The following is a 24,887-nucleotide window of genomic DNA, read 5'->3' as shown; positions in this document are numbered from 1 at the left end:
AACTGGAAGTTCCCAGCTTCGGTCACGGTGTCATTGTCGAAGGTGACGGGGCGCAGCTTCTTCAGAATCTTCTTGATCCGACGACGCTCCGCGAGAATTTCGATTCGGCGTTTGCGGCGAGTATTTCGTTCTGGCGTATGGTTCGATGGTTGTGGTACCATATTGCTAAGGACACTCCCTCTCGTTGGTTATTGTGTGGTGCTTTAACCTTTGACAAGAGGCGCGCAGTGTCCTTCTATTTTTGCAAAAAAATTTACGTGTTTCGACAGGCAGAAATGCTTGCTAAATCAAGGAAAGGAATCAGTCTAGGGCCGTTACTTTCCGATTTCATGTTTAACCTAAATATGAAATAAAAAGGAGATAGTAAAATGGCAAAACGTGTAGCAATTATCGCAAGTAACGGTGGGATGTTTGATGCTTATAAGGTATTTAATATTGCTACAGCAGCTGCAGCTACAGACGCAGAGGTAGGTATCTTCTTTACATTCGAAGGTTTAAATCTGATCCATAAAGATGCTCATGCACAGCTTCCGATGCCGGTAGGAAAAGAACATTTTGCTCAAGGGTTCCAAAAAGCGAACGTACCGGGAATCCCTGAACTAGTCGCAATGGCGAGTGAAATGGGCGTTAAAATGATTGCCTGTCAAATGACGATGGACGTAATGGGCCTGGAAAAAGAACACTTCATTGAAGGCATTGAAGTGGGTGGAGCTGTTACTTTCCTGGACTTTGCCTATGATGCCGATGTTACCCTTACGTTCTAATGCTTGGGAGCCGATCTTTGGCTCCCTCCTAAAGGGGGCATGAACAGATGACAGTCAGTTTAATTGTTACGTTACTTGTTGTCGGCTTTGTCGGTTCGTTTCTGTCTGGCCTACTGGGGATCGGAGGAGCGATTATCAATTATCCTCTACTATTATTTTTGCCATCTGCTTTAGGGGTAGCCTCTTATACCGAGCATGAAGTGTCAGGAATGATCGCCGTTCAAGTGTTTTTCTCGACGCTAAGCGGGGTACTTTCATTACGGAAGGATAAACTGATTCACTATAAGTTAGTTGTATATATGGGAGCTGCGATTATTGTTGGTAGCTTGTTAGGTGCTTATGGTGGTAAATTTTTATCCGGCTCAACCATTAATACCGTGTATGCCATTCTAGCCACGATTGCAGCCATTATGATGTTCGTACCCAAAAAGAGCCGAGAAGGCACATCGAGTGAAGAAATAACGTTTAATGCTTTCCTTGCTGTTACTGCGGCATTCATTGTTGGAATTACATCAGGTATCGTAGGCGCTGGAGGAGCATTTATTCTCGTTCCTATTATGCTTACCGTTCTAAAAATTCCAACACGTGTAACGATTGCCTCATCTCTTGCGATAACGTTTATGTCATCAATTGGTGCAACGGTGGGAAAAATAATGGCTGGGCACATTCTAATCTGGCCTTCCATTATCATTGTGATCGCCAGCTTACTTGCCGCCCCACTCGGAACGAAGGTAAGCAAACGAATCAATGCAAAAGCTCTGCAGGGCATACTGGCCGTTCTTATTTTGGCCACAGCTCTAAAAATTTGGTGGGATTTGTTAATTAAATAAGGAGGAAGTTACGAGTGGCAGCTTATACTGTAGATAAAACGATTGATTGCAAAGGGTTATCCTGTCCAATGCCAATTGTTCGTACGAAGAAAGCGATCGAAGAACTGCAGGCGGGTGAAGTACTAGAAGTGGTTGCAACCGACCCGGGCTCTGTTGCGGATGTTAAAAGCTGGGCTGTCCGTACCGGCCATCAGTTTCTAGGAACTGTGAAAGAGGATGGAGTGTTTAACCATTACATTCGCAAATCCCATCCAGACGAAGTGAAGCCTGAGAAGAAATTTCCGCATGACGTTTCACATGAAGAATTAATGGGGAAATTAAATGAGAATCCGGTAATTCTCGATGTTCGTGAACCTATGGAATACGCCTTTGGACACATTCCGGGTGCAAAGCTTGTTCCGTTTGGAAAGCTGGAGGAGACAATTGATGAGCTTCGTCAGCATCAAAACGAGGATGTATACGTAATCTGCCGGACAGGTTCCCGCAGCGATATGGCGTGCCAAGTATTGAGTGAAAAGGGATTTACAAACGTACGTAATGTATTGCCGGGCATGGCTGAATGGAGCGGTCCGACTGAAAAAGAAACGAAGTAAGCTAACAAGAGGGATTGTTTGAATAAATCTATTGCGAGGTGATGGTTGATGTTTCATTATACCGTTGAAACAAACAAAACGTTGGAGCAAGCAGTCTTAGATATAGAAGAAAGCCTAAAAAGACACAAGTTCGGCGTACTCTGGCAGCTTGATCTTGCAGCAAAGCTTCAGGAGAAAGGTGTAGATTTTACTCAACCATACAGAATTCTGGAGGTATGCAATCCGCAGGAGGCCAAGAGAGTTGTATCAAAAAATAGCCTGGTTGGATATTTTCTTCCATGTAAGATTGCAGTGTATGAAGACAATGGGACGGTGAAAATTGGTCTGCCGAAGCCTACAGTTTTAATCGATATAGTAAATGAACCCACATTAAAGGAAATCGCTCAACATATCGAACAGACTTTGATAGAAGCTGTAAATGAAGCAAAATAAACAACTCAAAAAAAGCGTGCACAGCATTGAAGTTGCTGTACACGCTTTTTTAGCTAACCATTTATCCAACAAACGGATCTCCTCATATGTTAGGCACTCCGTATGACATTGCACGAAGCGCCCATGGATAAATTAATAACGGAGGCTTATCAATCATTTACAGGAGCGGAGCTTGCCTTTTCCAATGGCTGGAGGTATGGTAAGGATTGAGATGAAACCAACCGCTGTAAGCATATAATTATCATTGACGAATGCTTTAATGCTCCTTATAATACCTATATGGGTATTATTTGTTTGTGTTTCCCCATACTTGAGGTGATATCCATGGAATACAGTGATCAAATAAAAAACCGTCTTCGCCGGATTGAGGGCCAATTGGGCGGAGTAATCGGCCTGATGGAAAAAGAGAAAGACTGCCGGGAAGTAGTACCCCGGCTATAGCCATTCGTTCGGCTGTAGATCGGGTAATTGAATTGGTTGTAGCGAATAATATGAGCGAATAATATGGAAGAATGTATTATCCGCGAATTAGATAAAGGCAACAATCCCGAACTGGTGAGTAAAGAAGCCGTTGACTTACTTGTAAAGAGCATATGATCATAAGGAGGTTTTCATAAATGGGACATCGTTTTGATCCTTCCCTCATAGCGAAATTGGACAACCCAGAAAGAAGAAAATTTCTTCCGCCTGATGAAATCCTGTCTTTATTAGAAATCAAAAAGCAGGATGATCTAGCCGATATTGGCTGTGGCCCTGGATATTTTACAATTCCGGCTGCTTATTTAACTTCTGGCGCGGTGTATGGCGTTGATGTGGAACCCAAAATGCTTGAGACTTTGAAGGAAAAGGCAGCAGCAGCAGGCGTGAAGAATATTACCCCCATCCAAAGCGATGCGGAAAATATCCGGCTTCCTGATGGCAGTGTAGACAAAGCGATTTGTTCACAGGTGCTGCATGAGGTAGATGATCTAGATAAGTCGATTCATGAAATGAAACGTATTCTACGTCCTAATGGAAAACTTCTTATCATTGAATGGGAAAAGAAGGAGACGGAGTCCGGCCCTCCATTGGCTGAGAGACTCGGTACCTCTTTTCTGCAAAAAAAATTCGAGCAAGCAGGTTTTCAAACCCAGATAACTAAACCGAACCCTAATCATTATATTATTATCGCTTATTAGAAAAGAGAGGATGGGGAGGGGGGATAAAATTGAGGAAAAGAAATCTTTTTTTAAGAAAGCGGTGTCCCTCTTCGAATTGAAGCCTTAGGCCCCGGCGAAAAAGGTCTCTGCGGAATCTTATCCCGTTATGACCCGGTACGCTGGTCTGGCTCCTGGTAGGAGCCTATTTCTTAATAAAAGAATTGTTTTATTAAATCAGATGATGAAGACTGTCGAAAACGCCTCGACAGTCTTCTTTCATTTTCGCCGTGTATGCTGTTAAATGAAAAATCCTATTTTATGTCACCTTATTTTGTATGTATGTTATTGTGAAAATCATTTTTAAAGAAAATGTTGATAAGAATACGCATTTTTTACCACCGCACAGGGAAAGGTAAAAAAACAAAAAGTGATAGGGTTGTTGCCAAAAGAAATAATATGTTTAATAATATACCCCGCATGGATATGCACTGTGTAGGGTATATACGAAGTGTTTTGGGGTAAGGAATACTATCCCCTTTTTCTAAAGTGTGAATGAAGTTTAAGGGACAAACTTATATACCAATTCTAGGAGGTTTTACTTATGGCTATTAAGACGATCCATGCAAAAGATCTACATGACAAAATCAACAGTGGAGAAAATGTCTTTATTCTTGATGTTCGCAATCCGGAAGAGTATAGCGACTGGAAAATTGAAGGGAAGAAAGTGGAGTCGATTAATGTACCGTACTTTGATTTTCTGGACGAGAACGAAGAGACGTATAAAGGGCTTCCGAAGGATACAGAGGTAGTGACGATCTGTGCAAAAGGCGGAAGTGCTAAAATGGTCGCGGAAATTCTGGATGAAAAAGGATATCAGGTGAGTGTCCTGGATGAAGGGATGCTTGAATGGAGCCAGTTTTACCATCCGGTAACGGTTACGCAAGATGAGGATATGAAAATCATTCAGGTAAACCGTCTTGCCAAAGGTTGCCTGTCATATTTTATCGTTTCACAAGGGGAAGCTATGGTGATCGATCCAGGTCGCCATATCGAAGAGTATATTCAATTAGCCAACAAAGAAAAAGCATCCATCAAGCATATTATGGATACTCACCTGCATGCTGATCATATATCCGGCGGTCATGAGTTAGCGGATAAAACAGGGGCTGATTATTATATTTCCCGAAATGAAATGAAGGGATCTCCGCTCCCGTATAAAGCTCTAGAAAATCACCAAGAATTTAACTTTGGTTCCGTTCATGTAAAGGTTTTGACAGTGCCAACGCCCGGACACACGCCAGGTAGTGTATCGTTCCTGGTGAATGATAAGTTCTTGCTTTCGGGTGACACGATCTTTGTTGGCGGGCTTGGACGTCCGGACCTTGGAGGAAAGGCAAAGGAATGGGCGCAGTCCTTGTATGATACAGTTTTCAAAAAGATTGCAAACCTGTCTGATGATACGTTTGTACTCCCAACACACTATGCTGACGTGAAAGAAATTAATGATCAAGGAATAGTAGGTGCTCAGCTTGGTGAAATTCGAAAAAGTAATGAAGTGATGCGAACTGAAAACCGCGAGCAGTTCACCGAAATGGTAGCTGGTGCAGCTGGCGCCACACCGCCAAATTACGAACAAATTGTTGATATCAACCGTGGTGTTGCTAACATATCGGCAGAAGAGGCTACAGCACTTGAAATTGGGCCTAACCGCTGTGCGGTTCATCATTCATAAATAATATTTAAGGAGGAAATAAAAATGAAGACAAATATTGTAGTTGATGCAAAAGGACTTTCTTGCCCAATGCCGATTGTAAAAGCGAAAAAGGCAATCGATTCTTTAGAGAGCGGTCAGGTTATGGAACTCGAAACGACTGATAAAGGTTCGGTCAAAGATGTTCAGAGTTGGGTAAAAGCAACGAACCATGAATTGTTGAAAATGGAAGAAGACAATGGGGTTTACCGTTTCATTGTAAAGAAATCATTACCATTTAGAGCCGATTCATGATAGGGATGTTTGTTCTTCACTTTCCTTCTTTAACTTTATCTCTGAGACTGATGTTGCCCTCACTTTCTAATGTTTGGGAAGAATGTATACAGTGTATTTCTGGGGTTGCAGTACGGGGTTGAATTTTAATTACGATAAACAAACGTGTATTCGCAATCATCCAATCCCTAAAAACATGCAAAAAAGTTCAAACGCTTGTTCTTATATGGTAGAATAATATCAAAATTCCAAGGGGGCGATGGGAATGGAGTACCGGTTTGCCCATAAGGATGATTACGAGAAATACCTGGTTAAACAAATGCGGGCAGAGCTAACCGTCGCATCTTATATGATGGAGATGACGATGTTTTTCGCCTGGCTTGCCCGGCTCTACCCGAATCTGGAAGTGTACCAGATTGGATACCGTATCGTAACCCGATATATTGAAGAAGAAGTAAAGTCCGGCAAACAGATTTCAACGGTTAATAAAAAAATCACATCACTAAAAGCGTACTTCCATTTTCTTTGGGTCACAGGAAAAATCGGGATGGACCCATGTGCCAAACTAAAGCGCCTTCCCAACACATCAGAGGAAGACAACTTCTTTTTAAGCGATGACGAGATTGATTTTCTTTTGCATACGATTCATGAGGATAAGGCCAATAAAATAGAAGAAGACATATATTTTCGCAATATGTCTTTTATCACGCTTTTTTTGTGGGCGGGTTTAAAAATACAGGAGGCCGCCCATTTACTATGGAAGGACATATTGTGGGAGGGAACGAGCACGATTATCGGAGTCTCGCTTGGCAGCGTGCGCCGGGTCGTGCTGCAGGACAGTAAAGGCGATTATCTAAAAAAATACAAACAGTTTGCTGAAAAAGATTCGCCTTTTGTCTTTATCTCGCGGCAGGGCAAACGAATGAGTGCCCGCAGCATCCAGTTTGTTCTGGCGTCTCTTTCCCGAAAATCCGGCATCTCCTTTCATGCCCAAAAATTGCGCAACACGTTTGCCGTTAAAAAGTTAAAGGAAGGTTATACGGAGGAAGAAGTGGCCGATTTATTGGGAATTGATAAGTGGATCATACCGGCACTTGTGTATGAGGAAATCGCACGAATGTAAACCAGATTGTCACCCTATGTTTTTTTAACATAACTTGGTGGTAAGAATAGGAATACATGCAAAGCAAAAGGAGAGATGCTATATTGCCTCGAATTACCGCTGTGGGAACGTGTGTGCCTCCTCATATCTTACCTCAGGATTCTATAAAAGATTTTGCACGCCATCTATTTGCGGACTCCTTTCAAGATATTGAAAGACTTTTACCTGTTTTTCAGAACGGTCAGGTGGAGACCCGCTATTTTTGTATGCCGATCGACTGGTTTGCGCAGCCTCATTCTTTTGCCGAAAAAAATTCCTTGTATGAGAAGTGGGCCGTTACGCTCGGTATGGAAGCCGCTGAGAAATGCTTACATCATGCCGGCCGAACACTGAATGAAATTGACCACATCTTTTTTGTTTCTACCAGTGGGATTGCCACACCAAGCATTGAGTCACACATAATGAATCGGATGGGGGCCAATCCGCATACAAAGCGCACACCAATCTGGGGGCTTGGATGTGCCGGAGGAGCCGCAGGACTTTCACGGGCGGCCGAATATGTCACTGCCTATCCGAATGCACGAGCCCTCCTTATCGCGGTGGAATGCTGCGGTTTGACATTTCAAAACGAGGACCGATCCAAAAGCAACCTGATAGCGACTTCGTTATTCGCGGACGGAGCCGCAGCGGTTTTGGTTGAGGGGGAAGCATGTGAAGGGGCGGAAACACATCCTTCGATTGTGAGTACGATGAGTACGTTGTGGCCGGATACGGGAGGCGTGATGGGGTGGGAGGTAAATGAAGGCGGGTTAAAAGTGATTTTTTCACGAAGCATTCCCTCCCTGGTCGAGACTCTCTTCAAACCAAATGTTCTTGCTTTTCTTGAGAGGCACGGACTGAACGCCAAGGATATAACACACTTTATTGTCCATCCGGGCGGATATAAGGTAGTCGAAGCGTATGCGCAGTTATTTAATGCACCGATCGAGGTGTTTTCCCACTCGCTGGACGTGCTGCGCCGATATGGCAATATGTCTTCCGCTACCGTACTGTTTGTGCTGGAAGCGTTTTTAAAGCAGGGGATGTGCGCAAACGAATACGCCATCATTACAGCGCTCGGTCCCGGTTTCAGTTCTGAACTGTTATTGATAAAAGGGTGAAAATCGTGCTTATTTTTTATGCTGTATTTGTTTTTCTTATTGTTCAGCGGTTGGTGGAATTAAAGGTGGCGAAGCGGAACCGGGCGTGGATGATGAGCAGGGGTGGGAAAGAAATTGGAGCCGGGCATTATCCGCTGATGGTGCTGATGCATGCCGGCTTTTTTATCAGCCTGTGGACGGAAAGCGCCTGGAAAGGATATCCTTTATCCGTCTTTTGGAAAGCTCTGTTAGGCGTACTCCTTGTTGTCCAACTTCTCCGTTACTGGGCGATTGTATCGCTTGGCCGCTGCTGGAATACGCGGATTATTTATGTGCCCGGCGGAGAGGCAGTCAGGAAAGGGCCTTACCGTTTTTTACGGCATCCGAATTATGTTGTTGTTATTTTGGAATTTGCAGTAATTCCTCTATTTTTTAAGGCATACGTTACCTTTTTTACGTTTAGCTTGCTCAACGCCATCATGCTGCGCCACCGGATAAGGGTGGAAGAACAGGCGCTGCTCTCGCATACTTCATACAGCCGTGTTATGGGAGACAGACGGCGGTTTATGCCGGGCAGACCGGAATAAACATGCACCCTCTTTACTAAAGAATCTTCATGTAAGCGGATTCTTCTTATTATCGGCTGTTTTCGCCAAAATGACCTTGCACTTCGGAATAAAAAGGGTTACTGTTATCAAAAACCATGTGAAACCGAGGTGTAGAGGAATGAAGTATGCATTTTCCGATCGAACGAAGCGATTCCAATCTTCTGCTGTACGCGATATCTTAAAAGTGGTGAACCAGGGGAATGTGATCTCGTTTGCTGGTGGAATGCCTTACGATGAATTATTTCCACTCATGGCTGTGGAAGAAGCATACAAGTGTGTATTTGAGAGTGGAAAGAAAACCCTTCAGTACGGATTGACGGAAGGGTTTTTACCGCTGCGCGAAAAAATTGCGGAACGAATGGCCCGTAAAAACATTAAAGTTAACGAGAAAAATATTATGTTAACAACTGGCTCGCAGCAAGTTATTGATTTATTTTCCCGCATTCTATTGAATCCGGGAGACATCGTACTTACGGAGAATCCTACATATCTGGCGGCCCTGCAGGTCTTTCAATCGTATGAGGCAAATATCGTGGCGGTTGATTCCGATGAGGCAGGAATGCTGCCGGACGACTTAGAAACCAAAATCAAAACGTATTTGCCCAAGTTTGTCTATGTTGTGCCGACCTTCTCCAACCCTGCAGGAAAAGTATGGTCGTTGGAGCGCCGCCGGCATTTGCTCTCGCTGGCACAAAAATATCATGTCATTATTTTAGAAGACGATCCATACGGGGAAATTCAGTTTAATGAGAGTGAGACCTATACCCCGATTGCGTCGATGGATGACGGGAAACATGTACTGTATACGAGCACGTTCTCAAAAACCGTTGTTCCGGCGCTGCGCACCGGATGGGTAGCCGGCCCGGAACAGATTGTCCGGATGATGGCTCAGGCGAAGCAGGCCGCGGACCTTCATTCAAGTTCCATCGACCAGCAGGCTTTATACTATTTGATAAGAGACTTTGACCTGGACGGCCATATTTCCGTGCTTCGCAGCGAGTATAAAATGCGGATGGAGGTCATGCGTGACCAACTTTCAAGCCTGTCGTTACCGGGATTATCGTATGTAGTTCCACAGGGCGGCATGTTTTTCTGGGTAAAGCTGCATGAGCAGATAAATACAACCCAATTGCTGCAGAAAGCGATTGCGAACGGGGTTGCGTATGTACCAGGCGCACCGTTCTATGTATCCGATATTGAGTACAACACCCTGCGCCTCAACTACACCCACGCTACGCCGGAAAAGATAGAGCAGGGGATGCGCCAGCTTGTAGAAGTACTGGAAGAAGCATACCGCTCACTTCAACCCGTTTTTTAATAAATGCAAGGAATGTGATGTGTTTCATACCCCGGATTGATGAACTGCGTTACAATATAAATGAGAATGGAGCGAAGAGAGGGTGTTACACCTTGCATGGAGTGGTATTGGCCGGGGGAAAGAGCTCGCGCATGGGCACCCCCAAGGAGCTTCTCGTAATCGAAGGACAAACGCTCATTGAGCGGACGTGCGGGCTGCTCCTTGAGACAACGGAAGAATGCATGGTCATCTCCAATTCAATCGGGCGCCTGCCGCATCTGCCTGCATCGATATCGATCGTTGCCGATGATGTGCCCGATCAGGGTCCCCTCGGCGGCATCGCAACGGCAATGCGTTGCAGCCGGCAGGATAAGCTGCTTGTTGTCGCCTGCGATATGCCAAAGTTAACGAAAGAGGCATTCAGGATCATTGTGCAACAAGCCGCCGCCCTTGAGGAGGATGTACTTCTGCCATCATACCGGGGAAAACAGCAGCCGCTCTGTGCGGTCTACAGCAAAAGGCTGTACCCGCTTATTACCCACAGACTTGCCCGGGGCTCGCGAAAGATCTTCGACCTTTTTCAGGAAGCATCCGTAAGAGAATTCGATATGACAGACTGCTTTGCTTATGATATTTTTTGTAATATGAATACACCGGATGATTATGAAAAAATCCGAAAGGAGGAAACGTGATGAGGTTTCATCGAGAACCGATACCTGTCCATGAAGCGCAGGAGAAAATACTGGCCTATGCTTGCGGCGGGGCGGCAACCGAAACCGTCTCTTTACTTGAAAGTGAAGGGAGGCGCCTTGCGGAAGACATTATCGCAACCTCACCTGTCCCTCATTTCAATAAATCCCCGTATGACGGCTTCGCCGTGCGTTCCGCCGATACGATAGGCGCGGCTATCCAGAGGCCGGCCTTTTTGCAAGTTGTTGGTACGATCGCTTGCGGAGACGCGCCGAATCTTCAGGTGGAGGCAGGACAAGCCGCACGGATTATGACGGGAGCTGCATTGCCAGAGGGTGCGGATTGTGTGATCATGTTTGAAATGACCACCGAAAATGAAGCGAAGGCAGAGAAAACCGTTGGCGTAAAAAAAGAAATGAAGCCGTGGGAAAATGTCATCCTGCTGGGGGAAGAGACAAAAGAAGGAGAACGGGTCATTCCGGCCGGAAAACGTATCGGCCCGGGAGAAATGGCGATCCTTGCTACATTCGGTTATGCCCGGGTTCCCGTCTATCGTCAGCCGCGGGTAGGTATCCTGTCGACCGGATCGGAACTTCTGGCTCCCGAAGAGCCGCTTCGCTACGGGAAAATCCGTAATAGCAACAGCTACATGCTGGCAAGCCAGGTCCGTCAGGCGGGAGGACAGCCGGTGATTTATGCCAGTTTGGAGGATGATCCGGATCTCGCGGTGGAGCGCATACAATCCATCCTTTCCGAAGTGGACGTGCTGCTTACAACAGGCGGCGTATCCGTAGGGGATTTCGATATTATGGTGGATGTGTTTAACCGGTTGGAGGTAGACCTTTTATTTAACAAAATTTTGATGCGTCCGGGAAGCGTAACGTCAGCCGCCCGCTATAACAACCGGATGATTTTCGGGCTCTCCGGCAATCCAGGTGCCTGTTTTGTCGGATTTGAATTGTTTGCGCGTCCTTTTCTTCAGGCACTTCAGGGGAAAACGTCAGTTGGGCTCCCGGAAATGGAAGCCGCAATGGGGGTGGATATGAAAAAACCATCTTCCTTTGCCCGTTATGTAAGAGGAGTGTGGAAGGCGGAGAACGGGAAACTTACAGCCTATCCCGTAGGTCTCGATAAGTCTGCCGTCGTCACGAATATAACCGATGCGAATTGTTTAATCCGCGTACCAGCTGGTGGCCGCGGCATTGCTATGGGGGATGCGGTCACCGTATTAAGGTTGCCGTACGGTGCAGATGAATAAGAAAAGACCTGCGGTGTCGCGTTCCGGCGATAGCCCGTCTATCCCGCCCATTCTGCAGGTCGTCGGTTATTCAAACAGCGGAAAAACTACGCTCGTGAGCAAACTTATTCGTGAACTGACAATAAAAGGGCTGTCTGTAGGTTCCTTAAAACATGATGCCCATGATTTCGAAATCGATCACCCCGGCAAGGATACGTGGAAGCACCGGGAAGCAGGTGCGAAGGTTGTCGGAATTACCTCTGCCACAAAGGCGGCGGTTATTTTTCAGCAGAAGAAAAGCATCGTTGAAATGCTGCCTTTTTATTACGGCCTTGACCTGCTGATCATCGAAGGCTATAAATTTGCCGACTACCCGAAAATTGTTGTTGTGCGCACCCCGGAACATGAACAACTCCTAACAGATGTAACGAACGTGCTCTGCGTGGCGGCCTGGAATCCGCTGCCGGACTGTGGGCACAGGCGGTATTCTATAAATGATACAGCGGGAATAACCGGCGAAGTGCTGGATTTAATAGGTGAACAGAAATGAGATTGTTTGAAGTAGTGGAAACACCGATATCCGTGGAAGAAATTATGAACAAAACTGTCCATCCGAACTGCGGCGCGATTAACCTTTTTGTCGGGACGGTTCGTGAACTGACGAAGGGAAAGAAGACGCTGTACCTTGAATACGCCGCCTATAAAGAGATGGCGGAAAAACAGCTTGCCTGCATTGGCCGCGAGATCAAGGAAAAATGTCCGGAAGCCCGGGTGGCGATTACGCACCGGGTCGGCAGACTGGAGATTACGGACATTGCGGTAGCCATTGCGGTATCGACCCCGCATCGCGCCGATTCGTACGACTATTCGCGTTACGCGATTGAACGCATTAAAGAAATTGTGCCTATCTGGAAAAAAGAGCACTGGGAAAACGGGGAAGAATGGATTGGCGACCAGAAGGAAATAATCGCTTATCCCTCCGGCAAACCGGATCATATAGGAGGAGACATTGAATGATTAGGATTAAACTTTTTGCCGCGATGGCAGAGGAAGCCGGTAAAGACACGCTTGAGTTTGAATGGCAGCCAAACATGACCACGGATGATGTGAAGCGGTGGCTCGTTGAAACATACCCTGTACTTGAATCTAGGCTTCCAGCCGCTATGATCGCTGTCAACCATGAATTTGCGGCGGGCACAAAGCCGCTTAACAAAAACGATGAAGTGGCGTTTATCCCTCCGGTCAGCGGTGGATGAAGAGATGCATCTCCGTGCTCCTCTTCCGTCTGGAGGCGGTCCGAAACAACCGGGTATCTCAAAGATGTAGTCAGTCGGGCCTAAAAACACCTCCAAACGGAAGAGGAGCACTGGGTAGCAGGAAAAAAGCAAAAATAAACGGATTTCGATGCGTCTGCACACTGTTGGCCGAGACGAAACCTACTACAGTTGGTCAGAACGCATCACCTTTGGTCGATATGCGTTCGGCCAATCTCGCCCGCGGTTACTTTAAAAACGACTCCATCATTTCTTTATCATGAATGGTAATTCGACCTTTATCCACACTGATTATTTTTAGCTTTTTTAAATCGTTAATAATTCGATTTACGCTTTCCCGTGTGGCTCCGATAAACGTCCCCAGCTCCTGGTGGGTGAGGTCCAAATCAATTAAAATGCCTTTTTCCGTCTTTTTCCCGTGCTCATTTGCGAGGCGCAGGAGAGTAGCGCAAAAGGCCCCGAGCTTTCCGTACAGTGCGACGTCCCGCAGAATTGTCTGCGCTGTGCGCAAGCGGTGGCCCATTACCTGAAAAATTGAGATGGCTACGTCCGGTGATTTCCTGAGCAATCGCTCAAGATCGTCATTGCGCAGAATCAGCAGATACCCGTCTTCAATCATCGTTGTTGTCGCCGGATATGTAGCATTTGGATTGAACAGCGCCACTTCGGCAAATAAGTCACCTGGTTTCCGGATATACAGAGTAAATTCTTTTCCCTCAGAAGTGGATTTTACAAGACGGACCCTGCCGGATTTGACAAAAAACACGGCCTCAGCCGGGTCGCCTTCGTAGAAGATCACTTCATTGGCATGATAAAACCGTTCAATAATCATTTTCTCAAGAAATTTGGTATTTTCCTCAGACAGCCCTGCGAAAAATGGAATCGAAGAAAGAAAGTTGCTCATTTTTTACCCCTGTTTTGAAGTTATAGATGGCCCTTCTTAAGTTATATCTGTATTGCTTAACGCGTGCATATCACTTTAAGTATAACGCATTGATTGGTGTACAAGAAAGTTTAACCTTTCGATGGTTAAGTATTACCGTTTGTAAATGAACAATTTTTGTAATTTTCATAAATAAGTAATCACTTGTGAAATGATAGAAGACACAGGAAAGTAGAACGTAAATAACTTTTATGAGGGACAGTCTTTTATGATTTAAATGAAAAAAGCAGGGGCCATGTCCCTGCTCTGCTAACTTTTATTTAAGGATGATGAGGCATGCAGGGTTCGAACCTGCGACCTGCTGATTAAGAGTCAGCTGTTCTACTAACTAAGTTAATGCCCCGTTTCTTTAACGTTACTTGTTTTATAAATGTTTCATATTTAATTCAAGTATGTTAATTAAACAAATTAAATTATGACGAATTAGTAGATGTAGTGAAATTGGGACGGTCACTTTCTTTAAAAACTATAATAGTAATATTACCCCTATAGAAATGATGTAATTTCCAAATATTCATTAATCTACTAAAAAATATTGTATAATGTATGGGATTATAAATATCAATATATCATTTTTAAACGTACCAAAAGGCAGAGGGGAGAAGTGTTTACGTTGCTCGACAGAGAAAAAAAGAAAAAAACGATCTACCAGGAAATGACGGGATCGGGTATGAGCCGCCGCCAGTTTCTTAAACTGTGCGCGACGATAGCGGCTGTATTGGGTCTGGATTTCAGCCAGACTGATCGCGTTGTACAAGCCATGGAGCGGGAAGAGAAGCTTCCGTTTATTTGGCTTCATTATCAGGATTGTACAGGCTGTTCTGAATCATTCATCCGTTCAAGCCACCCTACGGCGGGAGACTTGTTATTAAACTATATTTCGTTGAACTATCATGAAAATTTAACGGCGGCAGCTGGAGAAGCAACTGAACGTGCGAAGAAAGAAACGATGGAAAAATATAAAGGCAAGTACATCCTGGCCGTGGAGGGCAGCATTCCCCGCGATGAATTCTTTATTGCGGGTGGTCGCACAGCGGCTGAGCAGGTGCGTGAAGCAGCGGCGAATGCCGGTGCGATTGTAGCAATTGGAAGCTGTGCCACACACGGGGGAATCGCGGCCGCGCACCCGAATCCAACAGGCGCTATGCGGCTTCAGGATGTAATCCCCGATAAAACGGTGATCCAGGTTCCTGGCTGCCCGCCTATTTCGGAAGTGATGGCAGGAGTTGTCGTGCACTACATTACGTTTGGGACTCTCCCGGAGCTGGATCACCGGGGTCGACCGAAAGCTTTCTACAGCCAGCGTATTCACGATACATGCAATCGCCGAGCCTACTTTGACGCCGGTTTGTTTGTGGAAAGCTTTGATGACGAAAATGCAAAAAATGGCTACTGTCTGTATAAAGTGGGCTGCAAAGGCCCGACAACCTATAATTCCTGTGCCCAGCTCCGCTGGAATGGTGGAATTAGCTTTCCAATTCAATCGGGAAATCCCTGTATCGGCTGTTCCGAAGAAAACTTTTGGGATAATGGCCCATTCTTTACCCGACAGGCGCATTTACCGGGCCTGAGTAAACCTTTGAACCCGGATCAGGTTGGCGCCATCGCTGTAGGAGCAGCAGTGGCCGGGGTGGCCGTTCATGCAACCGCTACCGCTATTTCGAAAAAGCGTACGAACAATACGGTTGATAGGGAAGAGAAGAAGGGAGAGAACATGCATGTCTAAACGTATTGTTGTGGACCCGATTACTAGAATAGAGGGTCACCTGCGCATTGAGGCGGAAATGGACCAGGGGAAAATTATCGGGGCTTACAGTTCAGGGACGATGGTACGCGGGCTTGAACTTGTCTTAAAAGGGCGTGATCCGAGGGATGCCTGGGCGCTTGCCCAGCGTATCTGCGGTGTCTGTACGACAACCCATTCGCTTGCTGCGCTGCGTTCGGTTGAAGACGCTTTAAAATATGAGATTCCGAAAAACGCAAACTACATTCGCAACATTATGAATGCAGTCATTTACGTGCATGACCATATCGTCCATTTCTACCATCTGCATGCGCTCGATTGGGTCGATGTGGCATCTGCATTGAAAGCGGACCCGGCAGCTGCGAGCGCCGCAGCGCAAAAAATGTCGAATTGGTCGAAATCCTCACCCGGTTATTTCAAAGAACTGCAGAATAAGTTAAAGCGCGTCGTGGAAAGCGGCCAGCTGTCTATCTTTACGAATGGCTATTGGGGCCATCCCCTATATAAGTTGCCGTCTGAAGTGAATTTAATATTGCTGGCACACTATTTGGAAGCCCTTGATGAACAGCGGGAACTGGTGAAAATCCATACGATATTCGGAGGCAAAAACCCACACCCTCATTATGTGGTAGGAGGCATGGCAACTCCATTGGATTTAAACAGCGAAACCGCAGTAAATACGGCTCAGTTAGCCATGATTTCCGATCTCATTGACCAGGCGATCCAGTTTATTGAACAGGTGTATATGCCTGATTTATACGCCATGGCTTACTATTATAAAGATTGGCTGTATGGCGGCGGAATTCAAAACTACTTATGCTATGGGGATTTTCCGGAGAGGTCCGTCTTTGACCGGAAAAGTTTCTGGTTTCCATCAGGTGTGATTGTAGATGGAAACCTGCATGATGTTAAGCCGGTCGACCCGTGGAATGAGAGTGAAATTGAGGAATTTGTAAACCATTCCTGGTATACATACAACGGCGGGGAAGAGGCCGGCAAACACCCGTGGCAAGGGGAAACTATTTTTAATTTTACCGGACCGAAGCCGCCATTTGACACGCTGGACACAGAAAATAAATACAGTTGGATCAAAACCCCGCGCTGGAAAGAGCAGCCGATGGAAGTCGGTCCGCTTGCGCGCATGATGATGGGCTATGCAACCAATCACAGGGATATTAAGCCTGCCATGGAAGAGTCGCTGCGTCGGGCCGGACTTCCGCTATCTGCCCTTCATTCCGCGCTAGGGCGCACGTTTGCGCGTGGGATTGAAACGAGGGTGCTTGGCCAACATTTGCGGAAGATGATGGATGAATTTATCGCAAATATTAAGTCTGGTGATCAGGTGACATTTAATCCGGAAAAATGGGACCCCGCGAACTGGCCGAAAGAAGCAAAAGGTGTCGGCATTGTGGAAGCTCCCCGCGGTGCACTTGCTCACTGGAGTATTATCCAGGACGGCACGATTAAAAACTGGCAGGCGATCGTTCCTACCACATGGAATGCGGCGCCGCGTGATAAAAAAGGGACACAGGGAGCGTATGAAGCTTCACTTATGAATGTTCCTGTCCATGATCCGAAGCAGCCGCTTGAGATCCTGCGGATTATCCATTCCTTTGATCCATGCCTTGCCTGTGCTGTCCATTTAACAGATCTGGAAAATAACGAAACCCTATCCATAAAAATTGAGTAGGAGGGAACAAGATGAGGCACAATGCGGGTCACAAGACTGTCTATGTGTGGCAACTTCCCGTGCGGATTTTTCATGCCATCAACGCCCTGTCCATTCTGACTTTGATGGCGACCGGTATTTATATTGGCAATCCATTTGTATCCTCGACAGCTTTATCTGCTACTCCCGCTTTTCTGATGGGGTATGTGAGGGAAGTACACTTTGTGGCGGGATACGTGTTTGCGGCCAATTTGTTTGTGCGCTTATACTGGGCCATCGCTGGAAACCGGTATGCGCAAACACGTCCCTGGCGCAAGTCGTTTTGGATAGGCCTGTACAAGGTCGTACGCTACTATATGTTTATCGATAGGGCGCATCCGCATTACACCGGACATAACCCGATGGCGGAAGCAAGCTATTTGCTGTTTATAGGGCTGGGTGGTGTTCTCTTATCGCTTACCGGGTTCTATATGTTATATGAAGTACACCCGCAAACCTTTTCGTTTGCGATGGTGAGCTGGCTGCACGTATTTACGGACAATAGTATCTGGATGCATTATGTACACCATTGGCTTGCGTGGGTGATCATGGTATTTGTTGTCATTCATGTTTATATGTCCATTCGACAAGATATGATCGACAAAGACGGAACGGTATCTTCCATTCTGACAGGCTATAAAACGGTAGACGAAGGGGATCACGTATCATGAGCCATCAGGTTACCGTGCTTGGCATTGGAAATATCCTGTATCAGGATGAGGGAGTTGGTGTACATGCCGTGGAGGCGTTCAGGAAAAAGCACCCTGAACGCCCCGGCCTCACGATTGAGGATGGTGGAACCGAGGGAATGAAGCTGCTGCCGATTGTAGAACAATCGACACACCTGATTATTGTGGATGCTGTGGTATCCAGCAAAGAAGCAGGGACAGTCATATGCCTGGAGAAAGACCGGATTCCGTATTTTGGCGGGATGCGAATGTCCCAGCACCAGCAAAGCTTTCAGGAAGTTCTGTTTCTTGCAGATATACGCGGCCATTTGCCGGACTATATCTACTTTATTGGCGTTGTTCCGAAACAGGTAGAATGGGGCCTTGAGTTAACCCCGGCCGTGACCTGCAGAATACCTGTCATTCTGGAACATATTGAAAGCTGTCTGAAACGGTGGGGTCAATGAATGGACGGCGAGCGTTTTTAAAACTATCCGTTCAATCCATGATAGATTCTGTCAAAGAATTTGCCGCACCTTTTATAGAAGATACGGCGGAAAAATGGGAAAGAGCAGAGCGGAAAATGGAAAGGAGAGCATGGGTGCAAATCTCTCCCGTCGAACAAGGGCAGAACCTTATGCAGCAAATCGTGCTCAAGCAGCCGATTTATATTCACCATAATGGGGAGCTGGAAGCGATTATCGGCCGGTGTCCGAGCTGCGGCGCCCTTCTGCAGATGCGCAGCATGGATCAGGCTATCCTGTGTCTGCCATGTAATATTGCGGAACGAATAGGAAAAGATGCGCCTTTTTTTCCCAGGTTGCGCGTAAAGGAAGAAAGCGGAAAAATGTATGTGGAAATGAGGAAACCTCATGCATGAAATGTCACTGATGGAAAGTGCATTAACGATGGTTCGAACGATGGCGGGCGAAAGGGACATTAAGTCCGTTCGTGAAATTTGCCTGAAAGTCGGCGAATTATCGAATGCAATGCCGGATGCGTTAACATTTGCTTACGATGTCCTGCACAGGCAGAAAGAGTTTCAGGTTTTTTCCAGCTGTATACTGCGAATTGAATGGGAAGAAACCAGGGCAGAGTGCCAGCTTTGCGGCACAATCTATCAACCGGATCAAAAACTGCTGCAGTGCCCGTCATGCCATATGCCAGGCGGTGTCATTACGCAGGGAGAAGATCTTCAGGTGCTTTATTTTGAAGGGGAGTAGACAGCAATGAGAATAGACGTAAAAAATAGTGTACTTGCGGAAAATCAAAAATCAGCCGATGCTCTTCGGGAAATGTTTGCGAAAAACGATATTTTAGTGCTGAATATCATGAGTTCGCCGGGAGCGGGGAAAACCAGCCTCCTCGTAAAAACGATTCAAGAGCTGTCCAAGGAATATCGGATTGGGGTTATCGAAGGCGATCTTGCAACAACGCTTGATGCCGACCGGATACGGGCGGTCGGCGCCCAAACCGTGCAGCTTAATACAGGGGGAGGCTGCCACCTGGATGCCCGAATGGTAGAAAAAGCCAACGAACATCTTGATATGGATGTGCTTGATATTTTGTTTATAGAAAATGTCGGCAATCTCGTTTGCCCATCAGGCTATGACCTTGGGCAAAATCACAAGATTGTTGTTCTTTCCGTACCGGAAGGAAACGATAAAATTCCAAAATACCCACACATGTTTCGCCGGACGGAACTTGTCCTGTTAAATAAAATTGACCTCCTGCCTTACCTTGACTTTAATACGGAGCAGGCTGCACAAGACCTTTCACTATTAAATCCTTCCTCTGCTATCCTTCCTCTGTCTGCAAAGACCGGCGAAGGATTCGATGCGTGGATTCGCTGGATTAAAGAAAAGCGTGACGCGATATGTCGGCCATAATTGCGCGTAAGCTTTGCATCAATGGGCGCGTCCAGGGAATCGGGTTTCGCCCCGAAGTCTATCGACGTGCACACCGGCTTGAGATAGCCGGTTGGATATACAACGATTCTTCCGGTGTAACGATATGGGGGGAAGCGGGAGCGGAGAAAGTCGACCTTTTCTTCGAACAGCTGCTTGCCGATCCTCCGGCACACGCTATTTATACTGGCGTGAAGCAGGAGGAAGTGGAACCCCAGTTGTATGGGGCGTTTTCTATTTTAGAAAGCGAGGAAGGCGCGACCGGTCTGACAGAAATCCCTCCGGACCTCGCTGTTTGCCCGGAATGCCTTGCAGATATTTACAACAGGAAAGATAGAAGAGCGCAGTACCCGTTTACGACGTGCACCTATTGTGGACCGCGTTATACAATTATCGAAGACATGCCGTATGATAGGCATACTACTGCAATGGTGTCCTTTCTTATGTGTGATACATGCCGAGGGGAATACACCAACCCGCTTGACAGACGTTTTCATGCTCAGCCTGTTGCGTGCCCGGAATGCGGCCCTTCTTTGCGGCTGTACGAACGGACAAAAAAGGGCGGCTGGGTCATCCGGTCGGAAAATGACATGCACACGGACACGTCAGATACACCCATTGTCATGGCCAGAAATGCGCTGGCTACAGGAAAAATCGTTGCAATTAAAGGGCTGGGCGGATACCATCTGGCCGCTTCTGCTTACCATGAAGAAGCGGTGCGGGAATTGCGCTGCCGAAAGGTAAGGCCGGATAAACCGCTCGCCCTCATGATAAAAGACCTGAGTGTGGTTCGTTTATTTTGTGAAATTAGCGAGGCGGAAGAAGTGCTGTTGACGTCACAGGCAGCACCCATTGTCCTGCTTAACCGGCGGAAGGGAGCGGAAAGGCTTGCCGCTTCCATTGCGCCTGAGAGCCGTCGGCTTGGCGTGATGCTTCCTTATACACCTCTGCATCATTTGCTGTTACATGAGACGTTGGATGCTGTCGTCATGACGAGCGCCAATCGTTCCGGACAACCGCTTATTTCGAAGGAACATGTATGGTTTGAGGACCCGTCTGCGGCGCTGCTTGCGGATTTCCTCCTGACCGATAACCGACCGATTGCTAACCCGATTGACGATTCCGTTATCGTAGTGCAGGCTCAGGCCGGGGAAAAGAAGGAATCCCCTATTATTTTACGCCGGGCGCGCGGATATGTGCCTGTTTCGGTGGAAGTTCCGTTTGAAACGGACCGAATTTTAGCGCTTGGCGGCGAACAGCACGCAGCGTTTGCGCTCGGGCGGAAAAAACGAATCTATGTAAGTCCCTATATAGGTACAGCATCACACGTTGAAATACAGGAACGCTATCTTTCTACACTCGGCCGCTATAAGCATTGGTTCGGCAGCGGTATTGACACGGTCGCATGCGATGCACATCCTTTATACTGGACAACGGATTATGCTAAACAAGCGGCAAACGAATTGAATGGCTCACTCATCCAGGTCCAGCACCATCACGCCCATATGGCAGCGGTCATGGCTGAACATGGGCTAACTGACGACTGCTTCGGCATCGTGCTTGACGGAACCGGATACGGACTTGATGGAACACTGTGGGGAATGGAAATTTTATATGGAAATTACACAGACTTTACCCGCGTCGCTTCTCTCGATCCCATCCCCCTCCCTGGTTCGGAAGCGGCGATTAAAGAGCCGTGGCGAATCGGTGCGTCGATGCTTTATCTCGCTTGCGGCGAAGAGTCGGTGAACCGCTATCTTGCGGCGAGAGGGAAAAGCGGGGAAGCCGTCTTTATCAAACACATGATTGATAAAGGGATCAATACGCCTTATGCGTCCAGCTGCGGGCGTTTATTTGATGGAGTCAGCTCACTTCTTGGACTGTGTGAAATGGCGACATTTGACGGCCAGGCAGCGATTCGTCTGATGGAGTGTGCGGAAACAGGGGCAAGGGGAAAGGAATCGGATCAACCTTCTTTCTATAGGGATTCACTCGAAACCGTTTCGGCCACCCCTGACAGACTAACCCCCATGCTGCGCATCCAGTGGAAAAGGCTCATTTCACAGGTGGTACAGGATATGGAAAAAAAATTGGCCGAACATATAGCCTGGTTTTTTCATGAAACGGTGTGCCAAATGCTTTTTGAAGCGCTGCAGAAAGCGCGGAAAGCCGGGCCGGATTCCTGGAGAAAGGCGCGAATTGTAATCCTGGCCGGAGGAAGTATGCAAAACCACCTGCTTGTATCGCGGTTGACCGATTTATTACAGAAAGAAAATTACACGGTTTTTCGCGCGGAAACGTACCCGTCCGGTGACGGAGGGTTAGCGGTAGGGCAGCTTGCCGTAGCAAGCGCGAAAAAGAATCGAATATAGAGGAGGAATATCAGATGTGTCTTGCAGCCCCGGCACGCGTTTGTGCGCGGCACGAATTTTCCGCCGAAGTGGACATTATGGGCAATCGAATAACTGTCGGAATTATGATGACACCCGAAGTCGCAGTCGGGCAGTACGTACTGGTCCATGCCGGACAGGCCATGGAAATTATGGATGAAGAGTCGGCGCGGCTGAGCCTGGAAGAATGGGAGAAAATTATACATGCCATCGATGAATAGTCTTCTGTCCCGCTTCGCTGACCCGACATTAAGCCGCGGCCTTCTGCAAAAAGTACGGGAGAAAGCCGTCCGCTATAAAAAACAGCATGGACGTTCACCTGTTATGATGGAAGTGTGCGGTTCCCATACCGTTTCGCTGGCGAAATCGGGAATCAAGCAGGCTTTACACAATGAAATTACCTTTATTGCCGGACCCGGGTGTCCGGTCTGTGTCACCGACCAGAGTGATATTGACCAGATGATTCGTATTGCAGACGAACCGGGAGTAATTGTGTGCACGTTTGGCGATATGCTGCGCGTCCCCGGTTCCCATGGATCGCTGCTTACGCGTAAATCGGCCGGGGCCGACATACGAATGATTTATAACCCGGTGGAGGCCGTTGTCGTGGCGCAGGAGAATCCGGACAAAAAGATCGTGCTGCTTGGCATTGGGTTTGAAACGACGATGCCGCTGCATGCCGCTGCGCTTAAATTAGCCGTTGAACAGGATATCCACAATTTTTCGATTTGGATGGCTGCCAAGCTGGTGCCGCCAATTATGCATGCGATCCTGGCAAGTGCCGAAGTCAAAATCGATAGTTTTTTGCTCCCAGGGCACGCTTCCGTTGTTCTGGGCCGTTCGATTTACGATGAAACACTTGCCCCCTACCAAATACCGGGGGCGATTGCCGGATTTGAACCGGTTGAGATGTTGGGGGCGGTATACAAAATACTAACCCGGCTTATTGATAAAACGTTCGAGATTGACAATTGCTATCCGATGGTTGTGAGAGAAGAAGGAAATCCGCATGCAAAATCCCTGATGGAACAATACTTTACCCCGTGTGGTACCGTTTGGCGGGGAATGGGTTCGATTCCGCAAAGCGGGTTAATGATTCGGGAGGAGTACAGCAGCTGGGATGCACGTAAAATTTTTTCGGGACTGCCCGAAATAAAACCACGTAAAACGGCGTGCCGCTGCGGGGATATCTTACGGGGGACGGCAAATCCTGCTGACTGTCCGTTGTTTGCAAAAGCCTGCGCGCCGGCAAACCCGATCGGTCCCTGTATGGTTTCGGGCGAAGGCGCATGCGGTGCCTATTTTCAGTACTTGCGGGAGGATATACTGGTATGAGCATGATTACCTTAGCCCACGGAGAAGGTGGCGAACAAAGCCATCGATTGATTCAAGACATTTTCGTCCCTTATTTTTCCCACGGGGAAGAAGCAAAGTATGACGGTGCCATTCTTCCGGCAGCTGACTTGCTTCGCATAGGAAGAGGGGAACTTGTCGTCACAACGGACAGTTTTGTGGTCAAACCGCTTTTTTTCCCCGGGGGCAATATCGGCAAGCTGGCGATAGCGGGAACGGTCAATGACCTGGCAGTCTCCGGTGCTGTGCCGCTCTATGTAACGGCCGCCTTTATTCTCGAAGAAGGGTTTCTCATTAGCCAGCTTGAAGAAATTGTATCCACGATGGCGTCGGAAGCACGAAAAGCCGGTGTGCGAATCGTAGCAGGCGATACGAAAGTCGTGCAAAAAGGAAAAACGGATGGTGTATTTATTACCACGACAGGAGTGGGCATTCGCCGGGAATCCGCTTTACAACTTTCAGCTTCCAAGATCGAAGAAGGAGATGCGGTCATCGTTACCGGTACAGTAGGAGACCATGGGACGGCGATTCTGATGGAACGGGAACGTTTTGAAATCGATCATAATGCGGTAAGCGATTGTGCCTGTTTAAATCACATGTTGTTAGACGCGCTTGATTGTTTCAGCGGGATTCGCTTAATGCGGGATGCGACGCGCGGCGGGCTTGCAACCGTACTTGTTGAGTGGGCTGAAGACTTTGGGCTGACGATTGAACTTGTGGAAGAAAAAGTTCCCGTTTCCGACGCTGTGAAAGGCATTGCGCAGTTGCTCGGTTATGACCCGCTATATTTGCCGAATGAAGGAAAGGCTGTTCTGCTCGTTGAAAACGCGGAGGCGGAGAAAGTTCTTGCCAAGCTGCAATCGCATGAAGCCGGTAAAGGCGCGGCCATTATCGGAACCGTGAAGCAAAAAGGCGGGAGACAGCTTTTGTTTAAAACTCCGCTTGGGATTCACAGGCGGCTTCACCGCCTCAATGGTGTCCAGCTTCCACGGATTTGCTAGGGAAATGTGTCCGGAAGGTCAGACATATCAATATCAGGAAGGGGCTGCTGATAAAGCGAACCTTCCTTTTTTAGTGAACGTTTT

At 47.2% G+C, this 24,887-nt stretch carries 28 protein-coding genes, 1 tRNA gene and 2 pseudogenes; 28 read left to right on the top strand and 3 right to left on the bottom strand.

Annotation, left to right across the window (positions count from 1 at the left end; translation table 11 throughout):
- A pseudogene (locus H525_RS26875) lies at positions 1-161 on the bottom strand (IS1380 family transposase); the annotation flags it as partial.
- Positions 162-368: 207 nt separating this feature from the next.
- Here H525_RS26875 and H525_RS0101530 point away from each other — a divergent pair.
- From H525_RS0101530 to moaD, 17 genes and pseudogenes are all read left to right on the top strand, one after another.
- A complete protein-coding gene (locus tag H525_RS0101530) occupies positions 369-764 on the top strand; it encodes a DsrE/DsrF/DrsH-like family protein (RefSeq protein ID WP_027414733.1) in 396 nt (131 codons plus the stop codon).
- A 47-nt stretch (positions 765-811) separates the two neighbouring features.
- A complete protein-coding gene (locus H525_RS0101525; protein WP_027414732.1) occupies positions 812-1,594 on the top strand; it encodes a sulfite exporter TauE/SafE family protein in 783 nt (260 codons plus the stop codon).
- 14 nt (positions 1,595-1,608) lie between these two features.
- Positions 1,609-2,187, top strand: a complete 579-nt coding sequence (locus tag H525_RS0101520) for a sulfurtransferase TusA family protein (RefSeq protein ID WP_027414731.1) — start codon at positions 1,609-1,611, stop codon at positions 2,185-2,187.
- A 48-nt stretch (positions 2,188-2,235) separates the two neighbouring features.
- The gene (locus H525_RS0101515; RefSeq protein ID WP_027414730.1) at positions 2,236-2,619 is read left to right on the top strand and encodes a DUF302 domain-containing protein; all 384 of its coding nucleotides are present in this window, start codon (positions 2,236-2,238) and stop codon (positions 2,617-2,619) included.
- A 324-nt stretch (positions 2,620-2,943) separates the two neighbouring features.
- Positions 2,944-3,216, top strand: a pseudogene (locus H525_RS22430) (metal-sensing transcriptional repressor).
- Positions 3,217-3,236: 20 nt separating this feature from the next.
- Positions 3,237-3,797, top strand: a complete 561-nt coding sequence (locus tag H525_RS0101505; RefSeq protein WP_027414729.1) for a class I SAM-dependent methyltransferase — start codon at positions 3,237-3,239, stop codon at positions 3,795-3,797.
- A 562-nt stretch (positions 3,798-4,359) separates the two neighbouring features.
- Positions 4,360-5,490, top strand: coding sequence for an MBL fold metallo-hydrolase (locus H525_RS0101500; protein WP_027414728.1), 1,131 nt, complete (start codon positions 4,360-4,362; stop codon positions 5,488-5,490).
- A 24-nt stretch (positions 5,491-5,514) separates the two neighbouring features.
- Positions 5,515-5,763 (top strand): sulfurtransferase TusA family protein, encoded by a 249-nt coding sequence (locus H525_RS0101495; protein WP_027414727.1) that lies wholly within the window; start codon positions 5,515-5,517, stop codon positions 5,761-5,763.
- Between the two features lie 244 nt (positions 5,764-6,007).
- Positions 6,008-6,865 (top strand): tyrosine-type recombinase/integrase, encoded by an 858-nt coding sequence (locus H525_RS0101490; RefSeq protein ID WP_027414726.1) that lies wholly within the window; start codon positions 6,008-6,010, stop codon positions 6,863-6,865.
- A gap of 83 nt (positions 6,866-6,948) precedes the next feature.
- Positions 6,949-8,004 (top strand): type III polyketide synthase, encoded by a 1,056-nt coding sequence (locus H525_RS0101485; RefSeq protein WP_027414725.1) that lies wholly within the window; start codon positions 6,949-6,951, stop codon positions 8,002-8,004.
- A gap of 5 nt (positions 8,005-8,009) precedes the next feature.
- Positions 8,010-8,570 carry an isoprenylcysteine carboxyl methyltransferase family protein gene (locus H525_RS0101480; RefSeq protein ID WP_081413174.1) on the top strand — a complete coding sequence of 187 codons (561 nt, stop codon included), beginning with the start codon at positions 8,010-8,012 and terminating at the stop codon, positions 8,568-8,570.
- A gap of 139 nt (positions 8,571-8,709) precedes the next feature.
- Positions 8,710-9,909 carry an aminotransferase-like domain-containing protein gene (locus H525_RS0101475; protein WP_027414723.1) on the top strand — a complete coding sequence of 400 codons (1,200 nt, stop codon included), beginning with the start codon at positions 8,710-8,712 and terminating at the stop codon, positions 9,907-9,909.
- A gap of 101 nt (positions 9,910-10,010) precedes the next feature.
- Positions 10,011-10,580 (top strand): molybdenum cofactor guanylyltransferase, encoded by a 570-nt coding sequence (gene mobA, locus H525_RS0101470; RefSeq protein ID WP_245590380.1) that lies wholly within the window; start codon positions 10,011-10,013, stop codon positions 10,578-10,580.
- Positions 10,580-11,836, top strand: coding sequence for a molybdopterin molybdotransferase MoeA (locus H525_RS0101465; protein ID WP_027414721.1), 1,257 nt, complete (start codon positions 10,580-10,582; stop codon positions 11,834-11,836). Before mobA ends, H525_RS0101465 begins: the two co-directional genes overlap by 1 nt.
- Entirely contained in the window at positions 11,829-12,365 is a 537-nt protein-coding gene (gene mobB / locus H525_RS0101460; RefSeq protein WP_155837058.1) for a molybdopterin-guanine dinucleotide biosynthesis protein B, read from the top strand. The genes H525_RS0101465 and mobB overlap by 8 nt, the downstream gene beginning before the upstream one ends.
- The gene (locus H525_RS0101455; RefSeq protein WP_027414719.1) at positions 12,362-12,832 is read left to right on the top strand and encodes a molybdenum cofactor biosynthesis protein MoaE; all 471 of its coding nucleotides are present in this window, start codon (positions 12,362-12,364) and stop codon (positions 12,830-12,832) included. Before mobB ends, H525_RS0101455 begins: the two co-directional genes overlap by 4 nt.
- A complete protein-coding gene (moaD, locus tag H525_RS0101450) occupies positions 12,829-13,071 on the top strand; it encodes a molybdopterin converting factor subunit 1 (protein ID WP_027414718.1) in 243 nt (80 codons plus the stop codon). The genes H525_RS0101455 and moaD overlap by 4 nt, the downstream gene beginning before the upstream one ends.
- Positions 13,072-13,315: 244 nt before the next feature.
- On the opposite strand, the gene H525_RS0101445 is transcribed toward moaD, so the two are convergent.
- Positions 13,316-13,993 carry a Crp/Fnr family transcriptional regulator gene (locus H525_RS0101445; RefSeq protein ID WP_027414717.1) on the bottom strand — a complete coding sequence of 226 codons (678 nt, stop codon included), beginning with the start codon at positions 13,991-13,993 and terminating at the stop codon, positions 13,316-13,318.
- Between the two features lie 309 nt (positions 13,994-14,302).
- Positions 14,303-14,375: transfer RNA gene (locus H525_RS0101440), tRNA-Lys, on the bottom strand.
- Between the two features lie 270 nt (positions 14,376-14,645).
- Between H525_RS0101440 and H525_RS0101435 the strand changes: the two genes are divergently transcribed.
- The 11 genes from H525_RS0101435 to hypE are packed head-to-tail and all read left to right on the top strand — an operon-like array spanning position 14,646 to position 24,803.
- A complete protein-coding gene (locus H525_RS0101435; RefSeq protein WP_281172563.1) occupies positions 14,646-15,758 on the top strand; it encodes a hydrogenase small subunit in 1,113 nt (370 codons plus the stop codon).
- Positions 15,751-17,466: a nickel-dependent hydrogenase large subunit gene (locus H525_RS0101430; protein WP_027414715.1), complete on the top strand. Its 1,716-nt coding sequence runs from the start codon at positions 15,751-15,753 to the stop codon at positions 17,464-17,466. Before H525_RS0101435 ends, H525_RS0101430 begins: the two co-directional genes overlap by 8 nt.
- A gap of 11 nt (positions 17,467-17,477) precedes the next feature.
- Positions 17,478-18,155 (top strand): Ni/Fe-hydrogenase, b-type cytochrome subunit, encoded by a 678-nt coding sequence (gene cybH / locus H525_RS22425; protein WP_051330719.1) that lies wholly within the window; start codon positions 17,478-17,480, stop codon positions 18,153-18,155.
- The gene (locus H525_RS0101420; protein WP_035099601.1) at positions 18,152-18,619 is read left to right on the top strand and encodes a HyaD/HybD family hydrogenase maturation endopeptidase; all 468 of its coding nucleotides are present in this window, start codon (positions 18,152-18,154) and stop codon (positions 18,617-18,619) included. Before cybH ends, H525_RS0101420 begins: the two co-directional genes overlap by 4 nt.
- Entirely contained in the window at positions 18,616-19,032 is a 417-nt protein-coding gene (locus H525_RS0101415) for a hypothetical protein (protein WP_027414713.1), read from the top strand. Before H525_RS0101420 ends, H525_RS0101415 begins: the two co-directional genes overlap by 4 nt.
- Positions 19,025-19,375, top strand: coding sequence for a hydrogenase maturation nickel metallochaperone HypA/HybF (locus H525_RS0101410; RefSeq protein ID WP_027414712.1), 351 nt, complete (start codon positions 19,025-19,027; stop codon positions 19,373-19,375). Before H525_RS0101415 ends, H525_RS0101410 begins: the two co-directional genes overlap by 8 nt.
- 6 nt (positions 19,376-19,381) lie before the next feature.
- Positions 19,382-20,041 (top strand): hydrogenase nickel incorporation protein HypB, encoded by a 660-nt coding sequence (gene hypB, locus H525_RS0101405; protein ID WP_027414711.1) that lies wholly within the window; start codon positions 19,382-19,384, stop codon positions 20,039-20,041.
- Entirely contained in the window at positions 20,029-22,431 is a 2,403-nt protein-coding gene (gene hypF, locus H525_RS0101400; protein ID WP_027414710.1) for a carbamoyltransferase HypF, read from the top strand. Before hypB ends, hypF begins: the two co-directional genes overlap by 13 nt.
- Before the next feature lie 14 nt (positions 22,432-22,445).
- On the top strand, positions 22,446-22,670 hold the full coding sequence (locus H525_RS0101395; protein WP_027414709.1) for a HypC/HybG/HupF family hydrogenase formation chaperone: 225 nt from the start codon (positions 22,446-22,448) through the stop codon (positions 22,668-22,670).
- Positions 22,654-23,784, top strand: a complete 1,131-nt coding sequence (gene hypD / locus H525_RS0101390; RefSeq protein WP_245590373.1) for a hydrogenase formation protein HypD — start codon at positions 22,654-22,656, stop codon at positions 23,782-23,784. Before H525_RS0101395 ends, hypD begins: the two co-directional genes overlap by 17 nt.
- Positions 23,781-24,803 (top strand): hydrogenase expression/formation protein HypE, encoded by a 1,023-nt coding sequence (gene hypE / locus H525_RS0101385; RefSeq protein ID WP_027414707.1) that lies wholly within the window; start codon positions 23,781-23,783, stop codon positions 24,801-24,803. The genes hypD and hypE overlap by 4 nt, the downstream gene beginning before the upstream one ends.
- Positions 24,804-24,887: the final 84 nt, after the last annotated feature.

The organism is Aneurinibacillus terranovensis DSM 18919 (genome assembly GCF_000430625.1).
GTDB classification, from domain to species: Bacteria; Bacillota; Bacilli; order Aneurinibacillales; family Aneurinibacillaceae; genus Aneurinibacillus_B; species Aneurinibacillus_B terranovensis.
The sequence above is the reverse complement of the archived record's forward strand: the minus strand, read 5'-3'. Positions and strand labels throughout refer to the sequence as shown.